At 72.4% G+C, this 19,272-nt stretch carries 17 protein-coding genes and 1 pseudogene; 7 read left to right on the forward strand and 11 right to left on the reverse strand.

Annotated elements, in window-relative coordinates; translation table 11 throughout:
* Nucleotides 1-18: 18 nt before the first annotated feature.
* Both ACWGI6_RS37265 and ACWGI6_RS37270 read right to left on the reverse strand, forming a co-directional pair.
* Entirely contained in the window at nucleotides 19-1,338 is a 1,320-nt protein-coding gene (locus tag ACWGI6_RS37265; RefSeq protein WP_453271617.1) for an NAD(P)/FAD-dependent oxidoreductase, read from the reverse strand.
* Entirely contained in the window at nucleotides 1,335-2,726 is a 1,392-nt protein-coding gene (locus tag ACWGI6_RS37270; protein WP_453271618.1) for an MFS transporter, read from the reverse strand. Before ACWGI6_RS37270 ends, ACWGI6_RS37265 begins: the two co-directional genes overlap by 4 nt.
* Nucleotides 2,727-2,907: 181 nt before the next feature.
* Here ACWGI6_RS37270 and ACWGI6_RS37275 point away from each other — a divergent pair, with 181 nt between their 5' ends.
* Together ACWGI6_RS37275 and ACWGI6_RS37280 are read left to right on the forward strand one after the other, a co-directional pair.
* Nucleotides 2,908-4,155 carry a CdaR family transcriptional regulator gene (locus ACWGI6_RS37275; RefSeq protein WP_453271619.1) on the forward strand — a complete coding sequence of 416 codons (1,248 nt, stop codon included), beginning with the start codon at nucleotides 2,908-2,910 and terminating at the stop codon, nucleotides 4,153-4,155.
* Nucleotides 4,156-4,254: 99 nt separating this feature from the next.
* A complete protein-coding gene (locus tag ACWGI6_RS37280; RefSeq protein ID WP_453271631.1) occupies nucleotides 4,255-5,484 on the forward strand; it encodes a GNAT family N-acetyltransferase in 1,230 nt (409 codons plus the stop codon).
* 79 nt (nucleotides 5,485-5,563) lie between these two features.
* Here the strand turns inward: ACWGI6_RS37280 and ACWGI6_RS37285 are convergent, their stop codons facing one another.
* Nucleotides 5,564-6,127, reverse strand: a complete 564-nt coding sequence (locus ACWGI6_RS37285) for a GNAT family N-acetyltransferase (protein WP_453271620.1) — start codon at nucleotides 6,125-6,127, stop codon at nucleotides 5,564-5,566.
* A 115-nt stretch (nucleotides 6,128-6,242) separates the two neighbouring features.
* Here ACWGI6_RS37285 and ACWGI6_RS37290 point away from each other — a divergent pair, with 115 nt between their 5' ends.
* Nucleotides 6,243-6,812: a LysR family transcriptional regulator gene (locus ACWGI6_RS37290; protein ID WP_453271621.1), complete on the forward strand. Its 570-nt coding sequence runs from the start codon at nucleotides 6,243-6,245 to the stop codon at nucleotides 6,810-6,812.
* A gap of 171 nt (nucleotides 6,813-6,983) precedes the next feature.
* A complete protein-coding gene (dmpI, locus tag ACWGI6_RS37295) occupies nucleotides 6,984-7,166 on the forward strand; it encodes a 4-oxalocrotonate tautomerase DmpI (RefSeq protein ID WP_246296523.1) in 183 nt (60 codons plus the stop codon).
* Nucleotides 7,167-7,303: 137 nt separating this feature from the next.
* On the opposite strand, the gene ACWGI6_RS37300 is transcribed toward dmpI, so the two are convergent.
* Nucleotides 7,304-8,182, reverse strand: coding sequence for a response regulator transcription factor (locus tag ACWGI6_RS37300; protein ID WP_453271622.1), 879 nt, complete (start codon nucleotides 8,180-8,182; stop codon nucleotides 7,304-7,306).
* 93 nt (nucleotides 8,183-8,275) lie between these two features.
* Between ACWGI6_RS37300 and ACWGI6_RS37305 the strand changes: the two genes are divergently transcribed.
* Nucleotides 8,276-9,979 (forward strand): AMP-binding protein, encoded by a 1,704-nt coding sequence (locus ACWGI6_RS37305; protein ID WP_453271623.1) that lies wholly within the window; start codon nucleotides 8,276-8,278, stop codon nucleotides 9,977-9,979.
* On the forward strand, nucleotides 9,976-11,616 hold the full coding sequence (locus ACWGI6_RS37310) for an AMP-binding protein (RefSeq protein WP_453271624.1): 1,641 nt from the start codon (nucleotides 9,976-9,978) through the stop codon (nucleotides 11,614-11,616). The genes ACWGI6_RS37305 and ACWGI6_RS37310 overlap by 4 nt, the downstream gene beginning before the upstream one ends.
* 110 nt (nucleotides 11,617-11,726) lie before the next feature.
* On the opposite strand, the gene ACWGI6_RS37315 is transcribed toward ACWGI6_RS37310, so the two are convergent.
* Nucleotides 11,727-12,527, reverse strand: coding sequence for a helix-turn-helix transcriptional regulator (locus ACWGI6_RS37315; RefSeq protein ID WP_453271625.1), 801 nt, complete (start codon nucleotides 12,525-12,527; stop codon nucleotides 11,727-11,729).
* Nucleotides 12,528-12,801: 274 nt separating this feature from the next.
* On the opposite strand from ACWGI6_RS37315, the gene ACWGI6_RS37320 reads away from it, so the two are divergent.
* A complete protein-coding gene (locus ACWGI6_RS37320) occupies nucleotides 12,802-13,539 on the forward strand; it encodes an SDR family oxidoreductase (protein ID WP_453271626.1) in 738 nt (245 codons plus the stop codon).
* A gap of 65 nt (nucleotides 13,540-13,604) precedes the next feature.
* Here the strand turns inward: ACWGI6_RS37320 and ACWGI6_RS37325 are convergent, their stop codons facing one another.
* From ACWGI6_RS37325 to ACWGI6_RS37350, 6 genes and pseudogenes are all read right to left on the reverse strand, one after another.
* Nucleotides 13,605-13,985, reverse strand: coding sequence for an MmcQ/YjbR family DNA-binding protein (locus ACWGI6_RS37325; protein WP_453271627.1), 381 nt, complete (start codon nucleotides 13,983-13,985; stop codon nucleotides 13,605-13,607).
* 183 nt (nucleotides 13,986-14,168) lie between these two features.
* The gene (locus ACWGI6_RS37330; RefSeq protein ID WP_453271628.1) at nucleotides 14,169-14,702 is read right to left on the reverse strand and encodes a GNAT family N-acetyltransferase; all 534 of its coding nucleotides are present in this window, start codon (nucleotides 14,700-14,702) and stop codon (nucleotides 14,169-14,171) included.
* Nucleotides 14,703-14,977: 275 nt separating this feature from the next.
* Nucleotides 14,978-15,721 carry a hypothetical protein gene (locus tag ACWGI6_RS37335; RefSeq protein WP_453271629.1) on the reverse strand — a complete coding sequence of 248 codons (744 nt, stop codon included), beginning with the start codon at nucleotides 15,719-15,721 and terminating at the stop codon, nucleotides 14,978-14,980.
* Between the two features lie 472 nt (nucleotides 15,722-16,193).
* On the reverse strand, nucleotides 16,194-17,651 hold the full coding sequence (locus tag ACWGI6_RS37340; RefSeq protein WP_453271632.1) for a catalase: 1,458 nt from the start codon (nucleotides 17,649-17,651) through the stop codon (nucleotides 16,194-16,196).
* A gap of 206 nt (nucleotides 17,652-17,857) precedes the next feature.
* Complete coding sequence (locus ACWGI6_RS37345; RefSeq protein WP_453271630.1) at nucleotides 17,858-19,174, reverse strand: thiamine pyrophosphate-binding protein; 1,317 nt, start codon at nucleotides 19,172-19,174, stop codon at nucleotides 17,858-17,860.
* Between the two features lie 4 nt (nucleotides 19,175-19,178).
* Nucleotides 19,179-19,272, reverse strand: a pseudogene (locus tag ACWGI6_RS37350) (2-hydroxy-3-oxopropionate reductase); the annotation flags it as partial.

Here is a 19,272-nt window from a genome sequence, read left to right on the forward strand (position 1 = left end):
CTCCGCCGGTGTCGTGTCTCAGCCGCCAGACCGCCGGGCCGACGGCGTACGGCGGCGGAACGGCCCGTGCCCGCGAGCCAGCCGCGCCGGCGCGAACGGCGCGGCGACCGCGGGCATTCCGTCTCCTTGAACCAGCGTGGTCACCAGCGCCCCGGTAGCCGGCGCCAGCATCAGCCCCAGCATGTTGTGGCCACAGGCCGTGAGCACCCGGGCGGTGCCGGGGACCGGACCGATCAGCGGCAGCCCGTCGGGCGTCATGGGGCGCGAGCCGACCCACTCCTCCTGCCGCGCCGACCAGTCCACCTCAGGCAGATACGGGCCCGCGGCCGCCGCGATGGCCCGCACCCGGCCGGCCCGGAACCGGTCGTGGTCGGAGTCGAACTCCATCGTCCCGGCAACCCGCACCCGGTCTCGCAACGGCGTCAGGACGACATGCGCGGAGCCGAGGTGCACCAGCCGCCGCAGCGGCCGCTCGGTCCGTACGGAGAAGCTGTAGCCCTTGCCGGGGAACAGCGTGACCGCCGTGCCCAGGCCGCGCAGCAGCTCGCGGGAGCGGACACCGGCCGCGATCACCGTGCGGTCCGCGTGATGGCTGCCCGCCGTGGTGTGCACCGCCACGCCGCCGGGGTACTCCTCGACGTCCGTGACCCGGGCGCCCTCCACGACGCGTACCCCCTGCGCGCGCAGCCGCGCCGCCAGCCGGTCGACGAACAATGACGGATCCAGCGACCACTGGTCCTCGACGAGGAACCCGGCCCGGGCCCGCGCCGACAGCGCCGGCTCCGCATCCGCCATCCCCGCGCGGTCCAGCACCCCGCTCCCGGCCAGCGGCGCGCCCAGCCGGGCGAATGCGGCCCGCGCCGCGACGGCCGCCGCCCGCTCGGGGAAGGCGAACAGAAAGCCGCTCTTGTCGGCCTGCCCGTCGACGCCGAGCTCCTCCAACTCCTCGAAGAGCGCGAAGGTTTCACCGGCCAACTTGGCCAGCGCACGGGCCCCGCGGTCGTGGTCGCGGCGGTTGGCGCGGCGGGCGAACCCGGCCAGGAAGCGCATCAGTTCGGCGCTCGGCCCGGGGTGGACGTACAGGGCACTGTCGGGGCGGTGCAGCCCGCGCAGCGCCTCGGTGACCTTGCCGGGCGCGGCGAGTGGCTCGACCAGATCCGGGCAGACCTCGCCGGCGTTGCCGCGCGAGGCGCCACTGCCGACCCGGTCCCGCTCCAGGACGGTGACCTCCAGCCCGGCCCGGCTCAGATAGTGCGCGCAGCAGAGCCCGATCAGACCACCACCCACGATGGTCACCGACGAAGGGGCTGCGGTGGTGGGGGAGCGACGGTCGGTCACGGCTTCTCCTCGGCAAGTGCGGTGGAATGTACGGGAGTTGAGGGGTCGTTGGGGTGGTCTGTGGGCCGCTCCGGCGCGGTCGCCGCCTCCCGCAGCGTCAGGCCACGGGTCTCCGGTGCCAGGACCAGCGAGGCCGCCCAGCCGGCCAGCGCGATCAGGGCGCCGGCGAGCATCGCCAGCCGGGTGCTCCGGGCGAGCAGCAGCGGTGCGCCGTACGTGCCGATGGCGGCGCCGATACGGCTGATACCGGTGGCGAAACCGTTCGCGGTGCCGCGCACCGCCGTCGGGAACAGCTCGGACGGGTAGATCGCCTGCAGACACTGGCCGGCGAACATCGCGAGGCCGAACGCCGCGAACAGCACCACCACCAGCCACACCGGCGGCGCGGCGAACGCGCCCAGCAGCGCCAGCGGCACGGACGAGAGCCCGAAGCTCCACAACAGCAGTGCGCGACGGCCCCGGTTGATGAACAGTGCGCCGGACAGCGAGCCGAGCACGAAGAACAGCTGCACCACGATGGCGCCCAGGTAGGCGGTATGGCCCCCAGCCAGTCCGAAGGAGGCGAGGATCGTCGGTTCGTAGGTGGTGATCGCATAGATCGGCAGCAGCTGGCAGGACCAGAACAGACAGATGAACAGCGTCCGGCGCAGGTACGGGCCGCGGAAGAGGTCGCGGTAGCGGCTCGGCCCGGCCCGCTCGGCGTCCGCTTCGTCCAGTACGGACAGATCGGCGTCGGGTCCGTGCATCCGCAGCAGTACGGCCCGTGCCTCGGCGGTGCGGCCGCGGCTCATCAGCCAGTGCGGGGACTCCGGCGAGCGCAGCCGTAGCGCCAGTACCAGCAGGGCCGGTACCGCGCTGCTGGCCAGCATCAGCCGCCAGTCCTCGGCGCCGGCCGCGAGCATCGCCCAGCCCACGAGGAAGGCGCAGGCGGCGCCCGCCGACCACATGGTCACCATCGCGACCATCACCGGGCCGCGGGACCGCTCGGGTGCGAACTCGGAGGCGATGGTGCCGGCGATGGCGAAGTCCGCCCCGATCGCGATGCCCATCGCGAAGCGGAGCGCGGTCAGCTGCCAGGGCTCGCTGACGACGTACTGGGCAGCGGACAGCAGGATGAAGGCGGCGATATCGGCGAGATAGACCGCACGGCGGCCGATCCGGTCGGTCACCCGGCCGAAGACCAGCCCGCCGGCGAACATACCGAGCAGCGACGCCGAGCCGATCAGGCCGGCGTCACCGATGCCGAGCGAGAAGTGCGCGCTCACCAGGGGGAGGGCGACGCCGATGATGCTGAGGATGTAGCCGTCGCAGAACTCACCGCCGCCCGCGTAGAGCGTGATGAGCCAGTTGGTGCGGGAGGGACGTGGGTGTGACGCGATTGCGGTCATGCGGAGAAGTTAGGCAGCGGTGCCGCGCAGGTCATCGTGCGGTCCGTACGAACCGGGAGGCATGTGACCGGCACCGGTTGTACGATCCGCACAGCACGGGCCGGTCCGGTGGCCCGGAACTGCAGGTCGGCGGCCGGAAGCCGGCCGGTGGTGAGGCACACGCACGGCGGGAGGCGGACGGATGGCACGCGACGGTACGGGCCGCCCGGTCCTGGCACCGGAAACGGCCCAGGAGATCGCCCGGGACATCACCGGCATCGTCGGCTTCAACGTCCTGATCACCGACCGCGAGGCGATCGTCATCGGTAGCGGCGACCCGGCCCGGATCGGCACCCTCCACGAGGCGTCCGTCGAGGTGCTCGCCACCCTCCGGCCGCAGGCGCACGACACCCGGCAGGCCCGCGGACTGCACGGCGTACGGCCCGGCATCAGCCTCCCGCTGGTCGTCGACGGGGAGCCGCTGGGCACGGTCGGTCTGACCGGGCCGCCGTCCCGGGTACGGCAGTTCGGCCTGGTCGTCCAGCGCCAGGCGGAGATCCTCATCCGCGAGTCGGAACGCCAGCGCTCCCTGCTGCTGCGCGAACGCGCCGTGGAGGACCTGCTGCGCGAGCTCGCGCTGCCCGACCCGCAGCGGCTGCACCCCGAGGCACTGGCCGCCCGCGCCGCCGAACTCGGGGTGAACCTGACCGTCCCGCGCCGCGCACTGCTGATCGACCTCGGCGACGCGGCGGGCGGTGTGTCCCGGCCCGCCGTGCTGCGGACCGTACGCGAGGTGTTCGCCGGCCCCCAGGACCTGATCGGCGAGGTGACGGCGGGGCGGCCGGTCGTTCTGCACCCCGCCGCACACGACCGGTCCGCCGACGACGGGGCACGGCTGGTGACCCTGCTGGCCGACCGGCACGGGCTCACCGTCCGGGTCGGCGTCGGCGATGCGGCCACGGGCCCGGCGGGGCTGCACGCCTCCTACCGGGGCGCGGAGGAGGCCTTGCGGATCGGCCCGCTGCTGGACCACGGCGGGCCCGGCCCGGCGCACGGACCGGTGCTCTGCGCACCGGCGCTGCGGGTGCCGCGGCTGCTGGCGGGCGTGCCCCAGGAGGCTGGACTGCGCTACGCCGCCGAGGTGCTCGGCCCGCTGCGGGCCGAACCGGACTGGCCCACGCTGCGTGCGACGCTGATCGGCTGGGCGGAGAGCGGCTGTCATCTGGTGCGCGCGGCCGAGCAGTTGCACATCCACCGCAACACCCTCGTCTACCGCCTCGACAAGATCACCCGCCGCGCGGGCCGCCCGGTCCGCGACCCGGCCGAGGCCATCGCCCTGTACCTCGCCTGCCTGACGGAGCTGGTCCTCGATCCTCCCGGGGAGCCGGCCCGCCCACCGGTACGGCACCGGCGCACCGCCCGGACCGCCGGCCACGCAACCCGGCGGTGAGCGGTAACGGACCCGGGCCGGACCGGAAAACGGGATGAAGGTCCCGCCGCACCGAGTTAGCGTCCCGGGGTGACCACTGACGACGCCGCCCGCGCCACCATGAACATCCGGGATCTCCCCGCGGCCGACTGCGACCAGGCCCTGGACATGTGCTACTCCGTCTTCCATCTGCAGCCCGGCGACAAGACCCGGAGTTTCCACGGGGATCTGCTGCGGGCCGGCCTCCGGGTCGGTGCGTACGACGGCGCACAGCTGGCCGGACTGGCCGGGGCGCACCGCCGCACCCTCTCCGTACCGGGTGGCCGACTTCCTTGTGCGGCGGTGGACTTCGTCACCGTGCTGCCCACCCACCGGCGCCGTGGCGTCCTCACCTCGATGATGGACGGGCTCTGGCGCCGCTGTGCCGCCGACGGGCGGCCACTGGCCTGCCTCTGGGCGTCCGAGAGCGCCATCTACGGACGCTACGGCTTCGGCGCCGCCACCGAGTTGTACGGCATCGAGATCGACACGTCCCGCCCGCTCGCCCTGCGCCTCGCCCCCGACAGCCGTCCGCTGCGGCTGATCGACCCGGCCGAGGCACCCGCGGTCCTCGCACCGCGCTACGACGCGACCCTGCCGCAGCGCGCCGGCCGCTTCACCCGCGACGCGAGCTGGTGGCGCGCCGGGGCGCTGGACCTCAACGGCGCCCGGATGAACGCCGGTCAGGACGGGTTCGGAGCGGCGCGTGTCGTGGTGCTCGGCGCCCCCGGTGAGGAGCCCGGCGGCTATGCGGTCTACCGCACCCGCGGTCCGGGGGAGGGCCGCCCCGGAGCGGTCTTCGTCGGCGAACTGGAGGCGGAGTCCGCACCGGCCGCCGCCGCCCTGTGGTCCTACCTCGCCTCGATCGACCTCACCTCGGTCGTACGGGTCCAGGGCCGCCCCGCCGACGACCCTCTCCTGTACCTCGCCGCCGACCGTGACCAGGTCCGCGTCACCGGGCAGGAACCCAACCTGTGGCTCCGGCTGGTGGACGTCGACGCCGCGCTGACCGCGCGCTCCTGGGCGGCCCCCGTCGACCTCGTCCTCGATCTGCGCGACACCGCCCTGCCCGCCAACGCGGGCCGCTTCCGGCTGACCGCGGGGCCCGACGGCGCCACCTGGGAACCCGTCGACGAGGCGCCCGACATCTCCCTGGACGTACGGGAGTTGGGCTCCTGCTACCTCGGTGGCACCCCCCTGCGGCACTTCGTTCACGCCGGTCTGGCCACCGAACACACCCCGGGCGCGGTCCGCCGCCTGGACGCCGCCCTGCAGACCGAGTGGCTGCCCTTCACCGGGGAGAACCACTGAGCGACGGGCGCGGGCCGACCGGGGTGCCCGCCCCGGCCGCCTCGGCCCGCGCCCGTCGCTCGGCCCGCGCCCCCGCCTCTCAGCCCGCGCCCCCGGCCCGCCGCGGCCGCAGCGCCGCCATCACGAACACGTCATGCCACGCGCCGTCCCAGAAGAGAGCCTCACGCATCCGGCCCTCCACTTCGAAGCCGCACTTCTCGTACGCCCTCCGCGCGCGCGGGTTGTAGTCGAAGACCTCCAGCTGGACGCGGTGCAGCCCCACCCGGTCGAAGGCGTAGTCGAGCAGCAGCCGGATCGCCTCGCTGCCGATGCCGCGGCCGGTGGCGTCCGGGGTGAGGGCGATCCGGAAGCTCCCGTGGGCGTTCGGCGGATCGATCCCGCTCAGGGCGAGTTCGCCCAGGAAGCCGCCGGTTTCCCGGTCCTCGATGGCGAGGTCCAGCCGGTCCGCGCGGTCGGCACTGCCGGCGCACCACGCCTGCATCTCCTCCAGCGTGAAGTCATGATGGGTGCCGGTCAGCCGGCGGGTCTCCGGGTCCACGGCGGCGGTGTGGAAGGCGGCCGCATGCCGTGACGACAGCGGTGCGAGGCGGATCCGGGCGCCTGTGAGCACCGGCTTCTCGGAGAGTGCGGTGGCGTCGATCATGGGGTGATGATGTCCGGGCCGTGGGGCGTACGGCAACGGAATTGACCGGGCGGGGGAGTGCCGGACCGGGTGGGGGCGGGCCGGTTCAGCAGGAGCGGGCCGGAAAGGGGGAGGCGTGGAGCTGCGGCAGGTGCGGTACTTCGTCATGGTCGCGCAGGAGCTGCACTTCGGGCGGGCCGCCGAGAAGCTGCACATCGTGCAGTCGGCGGTGAGCCAGCAGATCGGACGGCTGGAGCGGGAGCTGCGGACCGAGCTGTTCGACCGTTCGGCGCGCCAGGTGCGGCTGACCGCCGTCGGCGAGCGGTTTCTGCCGGAGGCGCGGGCGCTGCTCGCCGCCGAGCAGCGCGCCCGCGCCGTCATCGCCGAGTTCGCCGAGGTCCGGGCCGCCACCCTGCGCGTGGGGACCAGTACGGGCCTGGGCGCCCATCTGGACCGCGTGCTGGAGGCGCTGGCAGATCTCGCCCCGGAGATCCGGGTGGAGCTGGTGGCGGCGCGGGCCCGGGAGCGGCTCGACCGGGTGGCGTCCGGTGAGCTGGCTGCCGCGTTCCTCCGCGGTGAACCGCGCGACGGACAGCGGGACGGCCTGCGCTTCGTTCCGCTGTGGCAGGACCCGCTGGTGGCGGTCGTCCCGGCCCGCCACCCGCCGGCCGCCTCGCCGGACACGGCGTCCGATCTCGATCGGTGATCGCTGTGTGCGCGATCCGCTTCTTGGTCGCACGGCCCGTTCGCGATGGACTGAGGACACGCCGGCCAACCACGGGAGACCGGGGGGAACCGGGCGCACCGCAGGCCGCGGAACACGGGGAGTCCCTGTGTCCCACTTCCCAACGGCCATATATGACAAGGGAGTTACGTCATGCCGATCGTCACCGTCCAGCAGGGTCCGCGCAGCGTCGAGCTGAAGCGGGAACTGGTCCGGCAGATCACCGACGCGTTCGTCGACGCGTACCGGATTCCCGCCGAGACCGTGCAGGTCTGGATCCAGGAAGTCCCCACCGACAGCTGGGGCGCGGCGGGCACGCTGACCGCCGACAAGTAGCCGACGAGCGGCGGGCCGGTCTTCACGGGGGAGGGCCGGCCCACGCCTCGCCTTACGGGAGTCGCGGGCAGCAGCGCGCCGTACGGGAGTCCCCTGACGGGAGTCGCCGCAGGGGCGTCGCCCCACGGGAGCTCCCCTTACGGGAGCGCCCCGGCCCGCCGGGCCGCGATCACCGCCTGCAGCCGGGTGTGCGCCCCCAGCTTCCGCATACAGGACCGGAGATAGCTCTTGACCGTCTCCGGGCGCAGCCCCAGCCGCCGCGCCACCGCCGCATTCGTCGCCCCCGACGCCACACAGGCCAGTACGTCCACCTCGCGCGGCGACAGCACCGGGCCCGCACCGTCCGCGTCGGGCCGCCTCGACGAGGCCGCCGCGAGCCGGCCGCACGCCCCCAGCAACTCCTGCCGCAGCAGCGGGTCGCCGACCCGCTGGGCCAGCGCGCGCAGCTCACCGTGCGCCTCCCGTACCTCCTCCCACCTCGCCGGATCGGCGGCGGCCGGCGGGGTGGGCTCCTCCCGTGTCCGCAAGGCATGGGGGAGGACCTCCGACAGCAGCCGCGCCGCCTCGTCCTGCAGCACGAGCGCCTGCTCCAGTTCCCGCGCCGCCTCCACGGCCGCCGACAGCGGCCGGTCGCCGAGCCGCACCGGCCGGCGCAGCGCCCCGTACAGCACCCCGCGCACCCGGCGCCGGACGATCACCGGCACCGCGAGCACCGACCGCAGCCCCTCCGCGGCCACCGCCGCGTCGTATTCATGGCTGATCACCGACGAGACGCTGTAGTCGGTCACCGCGAACGGCCGGGACAGCGCCACGGCCTTCCCGCCCAGCCCATTGCCCTGCAGAATGTCCAGGCCGTGCAGTACCGCGGTCTCCGTACCGGCCAGCTCATTGATGCGGTAGCGCCCCGTGCCGGCCAGCAGACCGCCGAACGCCACCGGCAGCCCGCTGGCCCGCCGTAGCCGCGACAGCGCCGTCCGTACGTCCACCGAATCGTTCGCCGCCGACTCGCGCTGCACGCCGATACCTCCGCTTCCCCCCGTTCGGGGGTGGTGAGACCTGCGCCACTGATTACACGATGGCAGGGAGCGGTGCGGCAATGAGGAGGACACATGACGGACACGGAAAACGCTGCGACGGGTCGCGCACCGGCCGCCACCGAGGCGTTCCGGGCGGCGCGGGATCTCCTGCTGCGGCACCGGGAGGACTATGACGCGGCCCGTGCGGGCTTCCGCTGGCCCCGCCCCGACCACTTCAACTGGGCGCTGGACTGGTTCGACGTCATCGCCCGCGACAACGACCGCACCGCGCTGCACATCGTCGAGGAGGACGGCGGCGAGACCGTGCTGAGCTTCGAGGAGCTGCGCCGTCGCTCCGACCAGGCCGCCAACTGGCTGTCCGCCAAAGGGGTACGGGCCGGCGACCGCATCGTCGTGATGCTCGGCAACCAGGCGGAACTGTGGGAGACCGCGCTGGCCGCGATGAAGCTGCGCGCCGTCGTCATCCCCGCGACACCCCTGCTGGGCGCGGCCGATCTCCACGACCGGATCGACCGCGGCCGGGCCCGCCATGTCATCGTGCGCGCCGCGGACACCGACAAGTTCGCCGCCGTACCGGGCGACTACCACCGGATCGCGGTCGGCGGCGCGGCGGACGGCTGGCTGGCCTACGAAGAGGCGTACGACAGTCCCGACAGCTATGAGCCGGACGGTCCCACCCGGGCCGACGACGCGCTGATGCTCTACTTCACCTCCGGCACCACCGCCCGCCCCAAGCTCGTCGAGCACACCCACGCGTCCTACCCCATCGGTCATCTCGCGACGATGTACTGGATCGGCCTGCGGCCCGGCGATGTGCATCTGAACATCTCCTCGCCCGGATGGGCCAAGCACGCCTGGTCCAATCTCTTCGCGCCCTGGAACGCCGAGGCCACCGTCTTCATCCACAACTACACCCGCTTCGACGCGGCCCGGCTGATGGCCGAGATGGACCGGGTCCACGTCACCAGCTTCTGCGCCCCGCCCACCGTCTGGCGGATGCTCATCCAGGCCGATCTGACGGCGCTGCGCACCCCGCCGCGGGAGATCGTCGCCGCCGGCGAACCGCTGAACCCGGAGATCATCGAGCAGGTGCGGCAGGCCTGGGGCGTGACGATCCGCGACGGCTTCGGACAGACCGAGACCGCCGTCCAGGTGGCGAACACCCCGGGCCAGACCGTCAAACCGGGCTCCATGGGCCGGCCCACCCCCGGCTTCGACGTCGTCCTGCTCGACCCGGTCAGCGGCGCACCGGCCGACGAGGGAGAGATCGCCCTCGACCTCTCCGCCCGGCCGGTCGGCCTGATGACCGGCTACCACGGCGACCCGGCACGCACCGCGGAGGCGATGGCCGACGGCTACTACCGCACCGGCGACATCGGCTCCCGCGACAGCGAGGGCCGGCTCACCTACATCGGGCGCGCCGACGACGTCTTCAAGGCCTCCGACTACAAGATCTCGCCGTTCGAGCTGGAGAGCGCCCTGCTGGAGCACGAGGCGGTCGCCGAGGCCGCCGTGGTGCCGGCCCCGGACCCGCTGCGGCTGTCGGTGCCCAAGGCGTATGTCGTGCTGGCGGCCGGGTGGTTGCCCGGCCCGGAGACCGCGAAGCTGATCTTCGCGCACTCCCGCGAGGTCCTGGCCCCCTACAAGCGCATCCGGCGGCTGGAGTTCGCCGAACTGCCGAAGACCGTCTCCGGCAAGATCCGCCGTATCGAACTGCGTGAGCGCACCGCGCAGGGCGACGGCGGCGCCGAGTACCGGGAGGAGAACCACCGATGAGCCGGCCGCACCAAGAACTGTCGTACGCCAGCGGGGCCGCCGAGCAGCCGCTGCTCGGCCACACCATCGGCACCGATCTGGCCCGCGCCATCGCCCGGTTCGGCGACCGTGAGGCGCTGGTCGAGGTGGCGAGCGGCCGCCGCTGGACCTACACCGAACTGGGCCGCGCGGTCGACGAGGTGGCACTCGGTCTGCTCGCCAAGGGCGTCCGCAAGGGCGACCGGGTCGGTATCTGGGCGCCCAACTGCGCCGAATGGGTCCTCGTCCAGTACGCCACCGCGCGGATCGGCGCCATCCTCGTCAACGTCAACCCGGCCTACCGCGTCCACGAGTTGGCGTATGTCCTGCGACAGGCCGGTATCACCGTCCTGGTCTCCGCGACCCACCACAAGACCAGCGATTACCGCCGGATGATCGAGCAGGTGCGCGCCGAGAGCCCGGCGCTGCGCGATGTGGTCTACATCGGCGACCCGACCTGGGGCGGGCTGCTGGCGGCCGGCGCCACCGTCCCGCACACCGAACTCGCCGAGGGTGAAAAGGCCCTGGCCGCCGACGACCCGGTCAACATCCAGTACACCTCGGGCACCACCGGCTTCCCCAAGGGCGCCACCCTCTCGCACCACAACATCCTCAACAACGGCTACTGGGTCGGCGAGACCGTCGCCTACACCGAGCAGGACCGGGTGTGTCTGCCGGTGCCCTTCTACCACTGCTTCGGCATGGTCATGGGAAACCTCGGCATCACCTCGCACGGCGCCTGCATCGTCATCCCGGGCCCCGCGTTTGATGCCGCCACCACCCTCCAGGCCGTCCAGGACGAGCGCTGCACCTCCCTCTACGGCGTCCCCACCATGTTCATCGCCGAGCTCAACCACCCCGACTTCGCCGGCTTCGACCTCTCCTGCCTCCGCACCGGCATCATGGCGGGCTCGCCCTGCCCGGAGGAGGTGATGAAGCGGGTGGTCGCCGAGATGCACATGACCGAGGTCTCCATCTGCTACGGCATGACCGAGACCTCCCCGGTCTCCACCCAGACCCGGCGCGACGACGACCTCGCCCACCGCACCGGGACCGTCGGCCGGGTGCTGCCGCACATCGAGGTGAAGGTCGTCGACCCGGCGAGCGGGGTGACCGTGCCCCGCGGCACCCCCGGCGAGCTGTGCACCCGCGGCTACAGCGTGATGCTCGGCTACTGGGAGGACCCCGAGCGCACCGCCGAGGTCATCGACGCCGCCCGGTGGATGCACACCGGCGATCTCGCGGTGATGAACGACGACGGCTATGTCCGGATCGTCGGCCGCATCAAGGACATGATCATCAGAGGCGGCGAGAACGTCTACCCGCGCGAGATCGAGGAGTTCCTCTACTCCCACCCCAAGATCGCCGATGTCCAGGTCGTCGGTGTCCCCGACGAGAAGTACGGCGAGGAGATCGCCGCCTGCGTCATCCTCCGGGACCCCGAAGACCCGCTCACCCGCGATGAGTTGGCCCGCTACTGCCGCTCCCGCCTCGCCCACTACAAGGTGCCGCGCCACCTCCACCTCTTCGACGCCTTCCCGATGACCGTCAGCGGCAAGGTCCGCAAGATCGAGCTGCGGGAGCGGCTGGCGGAGGAGCTGGGGCGAGTGTCGCCATGACCCACGCCCGGCGGTCAGCGGGGCACGTCCCCGCGCGCCGTGCCACGGGGAATACGCGTCGTGGGCGAGTGCGCGGCACGCACCCGCTCCGCTCACCTACAGGTCCTGCTTCAGTCGGCCGGCTCTCCTGCATCGGAGTAGATCACCAGTGTCCGCTCCGGCTGTTCGGCGAGGTGGAATGCGGTGTACGTGAAATCGACCGCCCCGCGTCCCGGGCACCGTAGCCGTTTCCGTCCGCCGTGCCGCGCCTGCACGTCGTACCGCGGCCACCAGGCGGACACCTCCGGGCTGCCCGCTTTCAGCTCGTCGATCAGCCGGGTGTAGCGGGCGTCGCCGGGGTGCTGTCCGGCCAGCGTCCGCAGCCGGGCGAGCAGGCCGCGCGCCTCGGGCTCCCAGTCGACCAGAACGTCCCGGGCCGCAGGTTCGAGGAACACCCAGCGGGCGAAGTTCGCCGGCCGGTCCGCCGCCGCGGTGAGGCGCGGAAACAGCTCGTCGGCTGCCTGGTTGTAGCTGAGCACGTCATAGGTGCCGCCGATGATGTACGCGGGGTTCGGCTGGAGCAGGAGCGGGACGGCCGCCACCTCGGCGGCGAGCGGCTCGGGTTCCTCGGCCTCGGCCGCGGGCGCGTGGCCGGCGAGCTGGAAGAGGTGTCCGCGTTCGTGCCGGTCGAGCCGCAGCACCGCGGCGAGCGCGTCGAGCACCTGGTCCGAGGCACGGATGTCCCGGCCCTGCTCCAGGTACGTGTACCAGGTGGCGCTGATCCCGGCGAGCAGCGCGAGTTCCTCCCGGCGGAGTCCCGGCGTCCGGCGTCGGCCGGTCCGTGGCAGGCCGACCTGCTCGGGGGTGATCCGCTCCCTGCGGCTGCGCAGGAAAGCACTCAGCTCACGGCGCTGATCCGGCTGTTTCGGCATGGTGGATGGCATCCCTGGTTCCAGAATAAACGCGCTCTGGAAACCAGGCTAGATCCCCCGCAGACTGGTGCCCGAGCGGGGTTGCGGACCTCACCGAGGGTCTGTGGACGGCTCACCCCGGCACCGGCGGCTCCGGTGTTCGGAGCCCGGACGGGGCCGGGCGAGCGCCCGGAACGGTGACGAGCCGGAGCCCGGTGACCAGCCGGATCCCGGAAACGAGCCGGATCCCGGAAACGAGCCGGATCCCGGAAACGAGAAGGAAGAGGAAGACACCATGTCGGGAATCGACGGCAAGGTCGTGGCGATCACGGGAGCCGGCAGCGGCATCGGAGAGGCGACCGCGCTGCTGCTGGCCGAGCGAGGCGCCCGCCTCGTCCTGGGGGCGCGCCGAAGCGAGCGCCTCGCGGATCTGGTGGCCCGGATCGAGAAGGCGGGCGGCACGGCCGTGCAGATCCGTACGGATGTGACCCGGCGCGACGACCTGCACGCCCTGGTCGCACTGGCCGGTGAGCGATTCGGCCGGCTCGACGTGCTGGTCAGCAACGCCGGGGTCGGTACGATCTCGCCCCTCGACGATCTGCGCGTCGACGAGTGGGACCAGATGGTCGACGTGAACCTCAAAGGCGTGCTGCACGGAATCGGCGCCGCGCTGCCGGTCTTCCGGGCGCAGGGCACCGGCCACTTCATCACCACGGCCTCCACGGCCGCCTTTCGCATCGTGCCGGCCATGGCGGTCTACGCCGCTACGAAGTTCGCGGTCCGCGCCCTCTGCGAAGGTCTGCGCCAGGAAGCCGGCGACTCCCTGCGGGTGACCACCGTCTCGCCCGGCCCAGTGGATACCGACTTCGCCGAGGCATCAACGAATCAGCAGGTCAGAGAGCAGATCAAGGAGACCCGCGACCGGATCGCGATCCCGCCGGAGGCGATCGCCCGAGCCATCGCGTTCGCGATCGAGCAGCCGGCCGGCGTCGACGTGAGCGAGATCGTCGTCCGGCCCACCGCCCAGAACTGACCCCGCCGCTCCCCGTGTGGGCGAGATGCCGGCCGGCGCGTGAGGTGGCGCATCCGGGCGGCTGTTCAGGCCCGCCGTTCCCCGGGCCAGTCGAGCAGCAGGCGCGTGGCGCGGGGAAGCGAAGCGACCACGAGGTCGTACGAGTCCTCGATCATGTCGAGGACGAGCCGGTCGGGAAGGTCACCGTCCAGTGAAACGGTGTTCCAGTGCCGCTTGTTGAGGTGATAGCCGGGCACCACCTCGGGGTGTGCCGCTCGCAGCCGCTCCGCCAGCTCGGGCTCGCACTTGAGGCTCACGCTGAGCGGCGTGTCCGTCAGCGTCGTCAGCGCGAAGATCTTGCCGCCGACCTTGAAGGTCGATACGTCCGGGTGCCGCGGAAAGGGACATTCCTCGGTCACACCGTTGAAGTCCAGGCAGACGGTCCGAAGGGTAGGCGCGTTGATCATCCCCGCATTATCTCCGGGGAGGGGCGGGGGCTGCCTGACCGGTCGTCATGTGGAGCCGACCGGCCCGCCCACGAGCCGCCGGCCGGCTCTCCGCGGCGATGGCCTGGTGGTCGCACCCTGCCGCGCCTGCCCACCGACCGGACCGGGATGCCGCACCAGCGCGATGGTCACCCTCCGCGACGGTCACAGGGGGCCGGAACCCGGCCGGCCGGGCTCCCGGCGCATACACACCCGCGGCCAGCGGTCGAGCCCCAGCGCCGCCTCCTGGGCACGGATCGCCCGCAGCCCCGGTGTGCATTCGGCATCGGCGAGCACCCGGAACCCGATCCGGGTGTAATACGGCGCGTTCCACGGCACTTCGGCGAAGGTGGTCAGGGTCAGGGCGACCGGGCCGCCATCCCGCCCCGCCCGGTCGATGAGGGCCCGGCCGATGCCGCGGTGGGCATGCTCCGGGTGGACCGACACCTGCTCGATGTGGGCGCACCCGTCCACCGGCTCCCACAGCAGATAGCCGATCGGCCGGCCTTCCGCCTGCCCCGCTTCCCCGTACGCGGCCAGTGCCCGGCCTGCCCGCTGAATGCGCGTCAGCTGGGCGAGCGACGGTGGCTCGTCGTCGGCGACCGAGGTCATGCCCAGACCGCGGAACGGCTCACCGGCGGCCCGTTCGACCGCGCGCAGTACGGGCAGGTCGGCAAGGGAAGGCGGACGGATGACCATCGGGCCAGTGTCGCCGTTTCCGCCGGAAGCGGCGACCGGGTTTCCGGGCCCGCCGGGGCGGCGCGGGACGACCTCATGGCCGCGCTGTTCCAGTTGCCGGGCGATGAGCAACTGCGGCCGCCCGTACGGCAGATGACCGAGTCACTTGACGAGCAACTGCGGCCGCCCGTACGGCAGATATCCGCTGGGTACGTTCCGGCGGGGGGCTCGGACGGTTCATGGGCGTACTGGCCTGGAATCGGGCGAGCCACGGCCGGCAGCCGCGGACGGCCGGATCACCCGCCGGATGCGCCGTACTTGATCAGTTCGTCCGCCGGGTCGTTGACCGGCTGCGGGGTGCCGGTGAGGTCCATGACGAACAGCGGGATGTGCAGTTCGTCGGCGCGGGACCGGGCGTCGCGGGCATAGCCGGCGAGCGAGAAGAAGACCGCGATGGCCGAGTTGTTGAGGCCGTTGAGCCAGACGCATTCGATCTCGCGCAGCTTGGTGGCGTGGGTGGTCGGGTCGACCTGGGCGACCACACCCGTACCGCGGAGGTCCACGCCGGAGGCGGTGCGCTCCTGGGTCCGTGCGACATCGGCGTAGCCCAGCCACTTCAGATACTGCTGGGCGGCGGTGACACAGTCGCGGGCGGTACGGATCGTGACCGGGCGGAACGCGGGCCGCAGGGCGGCGCGTGGAGTGCCGGGTGCGGGCGGCGGTGCGGGCTTCGGTGCGGGCGGCCCGAACGAGGGGAAGTTCGGCGGCGGTGGGACGGGCGCGGGGGCGACGGGAATCCGTACGACCGTGCCGCAGACGCATCCGGACTCCGGCGCCGGCCATTCGTCCTGCCGTCCGCAGACCTCGCAGCGCACCTCCACCCAGGAGGCCTGCCAGGTGCGGTGGAGTATCTCGACGGGTACCCCGCCACGCAGCACGGGCATGGTCAGCGGGGCACCGCACGCGCACGGGAAGGTGGGCGGGGTGAAGGCGTTCTCGCGGCGGCACGTGGGGCACCGCACCGGCACGCTGTCGGCCATGGTCGGCTCCTGGCAGGTCGGACGGCAGACAGGTCGGATCTGCTGCTGCCCCCATGGTCTCTCCAAAGTCGGCTGCAGGGGGGCGATTTGCGAGGAGAAGCGCAGGTGGTGAAGAACAGCAGGGGAGCCACGGCGCACGGAGGGAGCGCACTTCGGCGCACAAGGGCCGTACGGCAGGTGCGGCGCACACTGGGCCCGGTATCCGTGACGTACGGATTCCGGGCCCGCTGTGGTTCCCGTCCGGCAGCACGAGAATCGGGCGCGACAGGACATCGTGCCGCCGGACGGAGTCTGTGGGGTGGGGGAGGAGGCGGGCTCCGCGGTGGGGGAGAGGCCCGCCCTTCTGTCGGGCGGGCACGGCCACCGCACTGGTTCTCCCCGTGTACCGGGGAGCCCGCCCTACCTCTCCGTACCGGCCGGCCACCCCTCAAAAGGGCCGGCCGGTACGGTGCGCAAGGATGCTGACCTCCCGTCAGTCCTCGCGCAGCTCACGGACCTTGGCCTCGACACGCTTGCCGTAGTCCGGGTCGGCGGCGTGGAAGTGAGCGAGGTTCTTCTCGATCACGTCGTCGCGGCTGACCTGGGAGAGGCCACCGGCGATGTTGTTCACCAGACGGTTCTTCTCGTCCTCGGACATCAGGCGGTAGAGCTCACCGGCCTGGAAGAAGTCGTCGTCCTTGGTGTGGGCCGGGGCCTCGTGGGTGCCGGTGTGGCCGGAGACGGCCAGCGGGGCGGAGAGCGGCTCGTTCGTCTGGGCCGGGCCGCCGTAGGAGTTCGGCTCGTAGTTCTTGGCGTGCCGGTCGTAGCCGTTGGTGGCCATCAGGCCGTCCCGGCCGTAGTTGTTGGCCCGGGTCGCCTTGGGGGCGTTCACCGGCAGCTGGGTGTGGTTGACGCCCAGGCGGTAGCGGTGTGCGTCGGCGTACGCGAACAGCCGGCCCTGGAGCATCTTGTCCGGGGACGGACCGATGCCGGGCACGAAGTTGTTCGGCGAGAAGGCCGACTGCTCGACCTCGGCGAAGACGTTGTCGGGGTTGCGGTCCAGGACCAGGCGGCCCACCCGCTGCAGCGGGTAGTCGCGGTGCGGCCACACCTTGGTCAGGTCGAACGGGTTGAAGCGGTAGTCGGCCGCCTCGGCCGCCGGCATGATCTGCACATACAGCGTCCAGGAGGGGTAGACGCCCCGCTCGACGGACTGCAGCAGATCGGTCTGGTGGCTGTTCGGTTCCTTGCCGGACAGCTCGGCGCCCTGCTCGGCGTCCAGGCAGCGGATGCCCTGGTTCGTCTTGAAGTGGTACTTGACGAAGAAGGCCTCGCCCTCGGCGTTCGTCCACTGGTAGGTGTGCGAGCCGTAGCCGTTCATGTGGCGGTAGGAGGCCGGGATGCCGCGGTCGCCCATGAGCCAGGTGATCTGGTGGGTCGCCTCGGGGGCGTGCGCCCAGAAGTCCCAGACGTTGTCCGGTTCCTGCTTGCCCGTGAAGGGGTCGCGCTTCTGGGAGTGGATGAAGTCGGGGAACTTGATCGGGTCCTTGATGAAGAACACCGGGGTGTTGTTGCCGACGAGGTCGTAGTTGCCCTCTTCGGTGTAGAACTTCAGGGCGAAGCCACGCGGGTCACGGGCCGCGTCCGGGCCGCCGAGGTTGTCGGCGACGGTCGAGAAGCGGATGAAGGTCTCGGTCCGCTTGCCGACGGTGCCGAGGAAGTCGGCGCGGGTGAAGCCGGTGACATCATCGGTCACCTCGAAGTAGCCGTACGCGCCGGAGCCACGGGCATGGACGACGCGCTCCGGGATGCGCTCGCGGTTGAAGCGGGCGAGCTTCTCCAGCAGGTGCTGGTCCTGGAGGACGACCGGGCCGCCGACGCCGGCGGTGGCGGAGTTCTGGTTGTCGGCGACGGGGGCGCCAGCCTCCGTAGTGAGAAAGCGCGCCGTCAGCGTGGGCTTCGACATGGTGACCTTCCGTACGAGAGCGCGGAAGTTGGCTTCCGCATGTCGGAGCGTAAGAAGGGCTCCGACCAAACGTCAACAGTTTGTTGAAACAAAGCTGGGTGGTATCCGGGGGATTCCGGGCGGCGGCCACGCCTGGGCGCGACAGGACAGGTGTCGGCGCAGCCGCCGCCCGGAAGCTGGGGGGACCTGCCCTAGGCCCGGTGGGCGAACTCGTGCACGGGATCAGCGGCCGCGCCGTCGGACCGGCGTCCCGCAAGCGGCCGGGCCCGTTCCGCGGCGGCCCGCTCGGCCCGGACCGCCACGAGGACCGGCCGCCGTGTGGAGACGGCTTCCTTACGGGCCCACTCGACCGCCGAGCGCAGTTCCGCCGGCTCGACGACGTCCCGGCCCGCGCAGCCGTACGCCTCCACGAGCTTCACGTGGTCCGTGACGTGCTCGTCGTCGGCGCCGTGGCCCTCGTACCGGCCGTGGTCTTCGTGGCCGGGGCTGCACAGGATCAGCACGAAGGGCACCTCGTACCGGACCGCGGACGCCAACTCGTCGGCCAGGAGCGGCAAACCGTGGCCGTCGATGACCGCGACGACCTCCGCAGTCCGCTCGCCCCGGGAGTCCAGGGCCTTGCGGACGCCGATCGCGGCCGGCACCTCCCAGCCGGGAGGCCGGCCCCGGCCGTGCAGCCGATGCCGTCGTGGAGCGTGCGCAAGAGCGGTGGCAGCGGCGCTCGCCGAGCTGCTGACGAGGTAGGCGTCCGACGCGGCGTCCGGAGGGCCCGGCGCACCGAAGACCGCGGCGACCTCCGCCAGGACCCGGGAGACGGGGAGGGCGTCGGGGCCCGTGTGGCCGGCCCGGTCCGAGGGGACGGGCGGCCGTACGGAACCGGCAGATGCGGACCCGGCCTGCGCCGTCCCGGCCTGAGTCATTCCGGCCTGCGGGGGCCGGACGTCGAAACCGGGGCGGCGCCCGGCGTCGTACGCGATCTCCACCGTGGCCAGATCCGCCGGGACATCGATCAGGACCGGGCCGGGACGACCCTCCCGCGCGATCCGGAACGCCTCGCGGAACGCCCCCGGAATCCGCGCCGGATCCTCGATGCGCTCGGCGCGCTTGGTGACCGGACCCGCCAGCCGGACGAGATCCGGTGGGCGGTTCACCTCCTGGCGGGGCGGGCCGCTCCGCCGGCTCGGGCCGGCCGTCTCCCGGCCCGTGAGGCACACCAGCGGGACCGCGTCCTGCCGCGCCGCATACAGCCCGGTGATCAGACGTGCCGCCCCCGGTCCCGCGGTGACCGCGACGACACCGGTCCTGCCCGTCGTACGGGCCCAGCCGTCAGCCATGAATGCGGCGGCCTCTTCGTGCCGCACCGACAACCGCTCGATGCCGCCCGCCTCCGCCATCGCCGCGTACAGCGGGCGAAGGGCGGCCCCGGGACAGCCGAAGGCGATATCCACGCCCTCGTCCTTCATGATCTGGACGGCCGCCTGTACGGCGGGAATCCGCTGCGCCGCCATGGCCTCAGCTTTCGGTGGGGTGTCCGGAGAGGCGTTCGACGCCGCGGAGGAGGGCGGAGTGGTCGAGGTTGCCGTCGCCCTGGGCGCGGAGGGCGGCG

Source organism: Streptomyces sp. NPDC054786, from assembly GCF_053611685.1.

Coding starts and splice junctions, on each gene's coding strand:
- ACWGI6_RS37280 (WP_453271631.1), top strand. CDS start 4,255: ATGAACATCCGGGATCTCCCCGCGGCCGACTGCGACCAGGCCCTGGAC.
- ACWGI6_RS37325 (WP_453271627.1), bottom strand. CDS start 13,985: ATGATCAACGCGCCTACCCTTCGGACCGTCTGCCTGGACTTCAACGGT.
- ACWGI6_RS37310 (WP_453271624.1), top strand. CDS start 9,976: ATGAGCCGGCCGCACCAAGAACTGTCGTACGCCAGCGGGGCCGCCGAG.
- ACWGI6_RS37315 (WP_453271625.1), bottom strand. CDS start 12,527: ATGCCGAAACAGCCGGATCAGCGCCGTGAGCTGAGTGCTTTCCTGCGC.
- ACWGI6_RS37285 (WP_453271620.1), bottom strand. CDS start 6,127: ATGATCGACGCCACCGCACTCTCCGAGAAGCCGGTGCTCACAGGCGCC.
- ACWGI6_RS37305 (WP_453271623.1), top strand. CDS start 8,276: ATGACGGACACGGAAAACGCTGCGACGGGTCGCGCACCGGCCGCCACC.
- ACWGI6_RS37335 (WP_453271629.1), bottom strand. CDS start 15,721: ATGGCCGACAGCGTGCCGGTGCGGTGCCCCACGTGCCGCCGCGAGAAC.
- ACWGI6_RS37345 (WP_453271630.1), bottom strand. CDS start 19,174: ATGGCGGCGCAGCGGATTCCCGCCGTACAGGCGGCCGTCCAGATCATG.
- ACWGI6_RS37320 (WP_453271626.1), top strand. CDS start 12,802: ATGTCGGGAATCGACGGCAAGGTCGTGGCGATCACGGGAGCCGGCAGC.
- ACWGI6_RS37270 (WP_453271618.1), bottom strand. CDS start 2,726: ATGACCGCAATCGCGTCACACCCACGTCCCTCCCGCACCAACTGGCTC.
- ACWGI6_RS37275 (WP_453271619.1), top strand. CDS start 2,908: ATGGCACGCGACGGTACGGGCCGCCCGGTCCTGGCACCGGAAACGGCC.
- dmpI (WP_246296523.1), top strand. CDS start 6,984: ATGCCGATCGTCACCGTCCAGCAGGGTCCGCGCAGCGTCGAGCTGAAG.
- ACWGI6_RS37330 (WP_453271628.1), bottom strand. CDS start 14,702: ATGGTCATCCGTCCGCCTTCCCTTGCCGACCTGCCCGTACTGCGCGCG.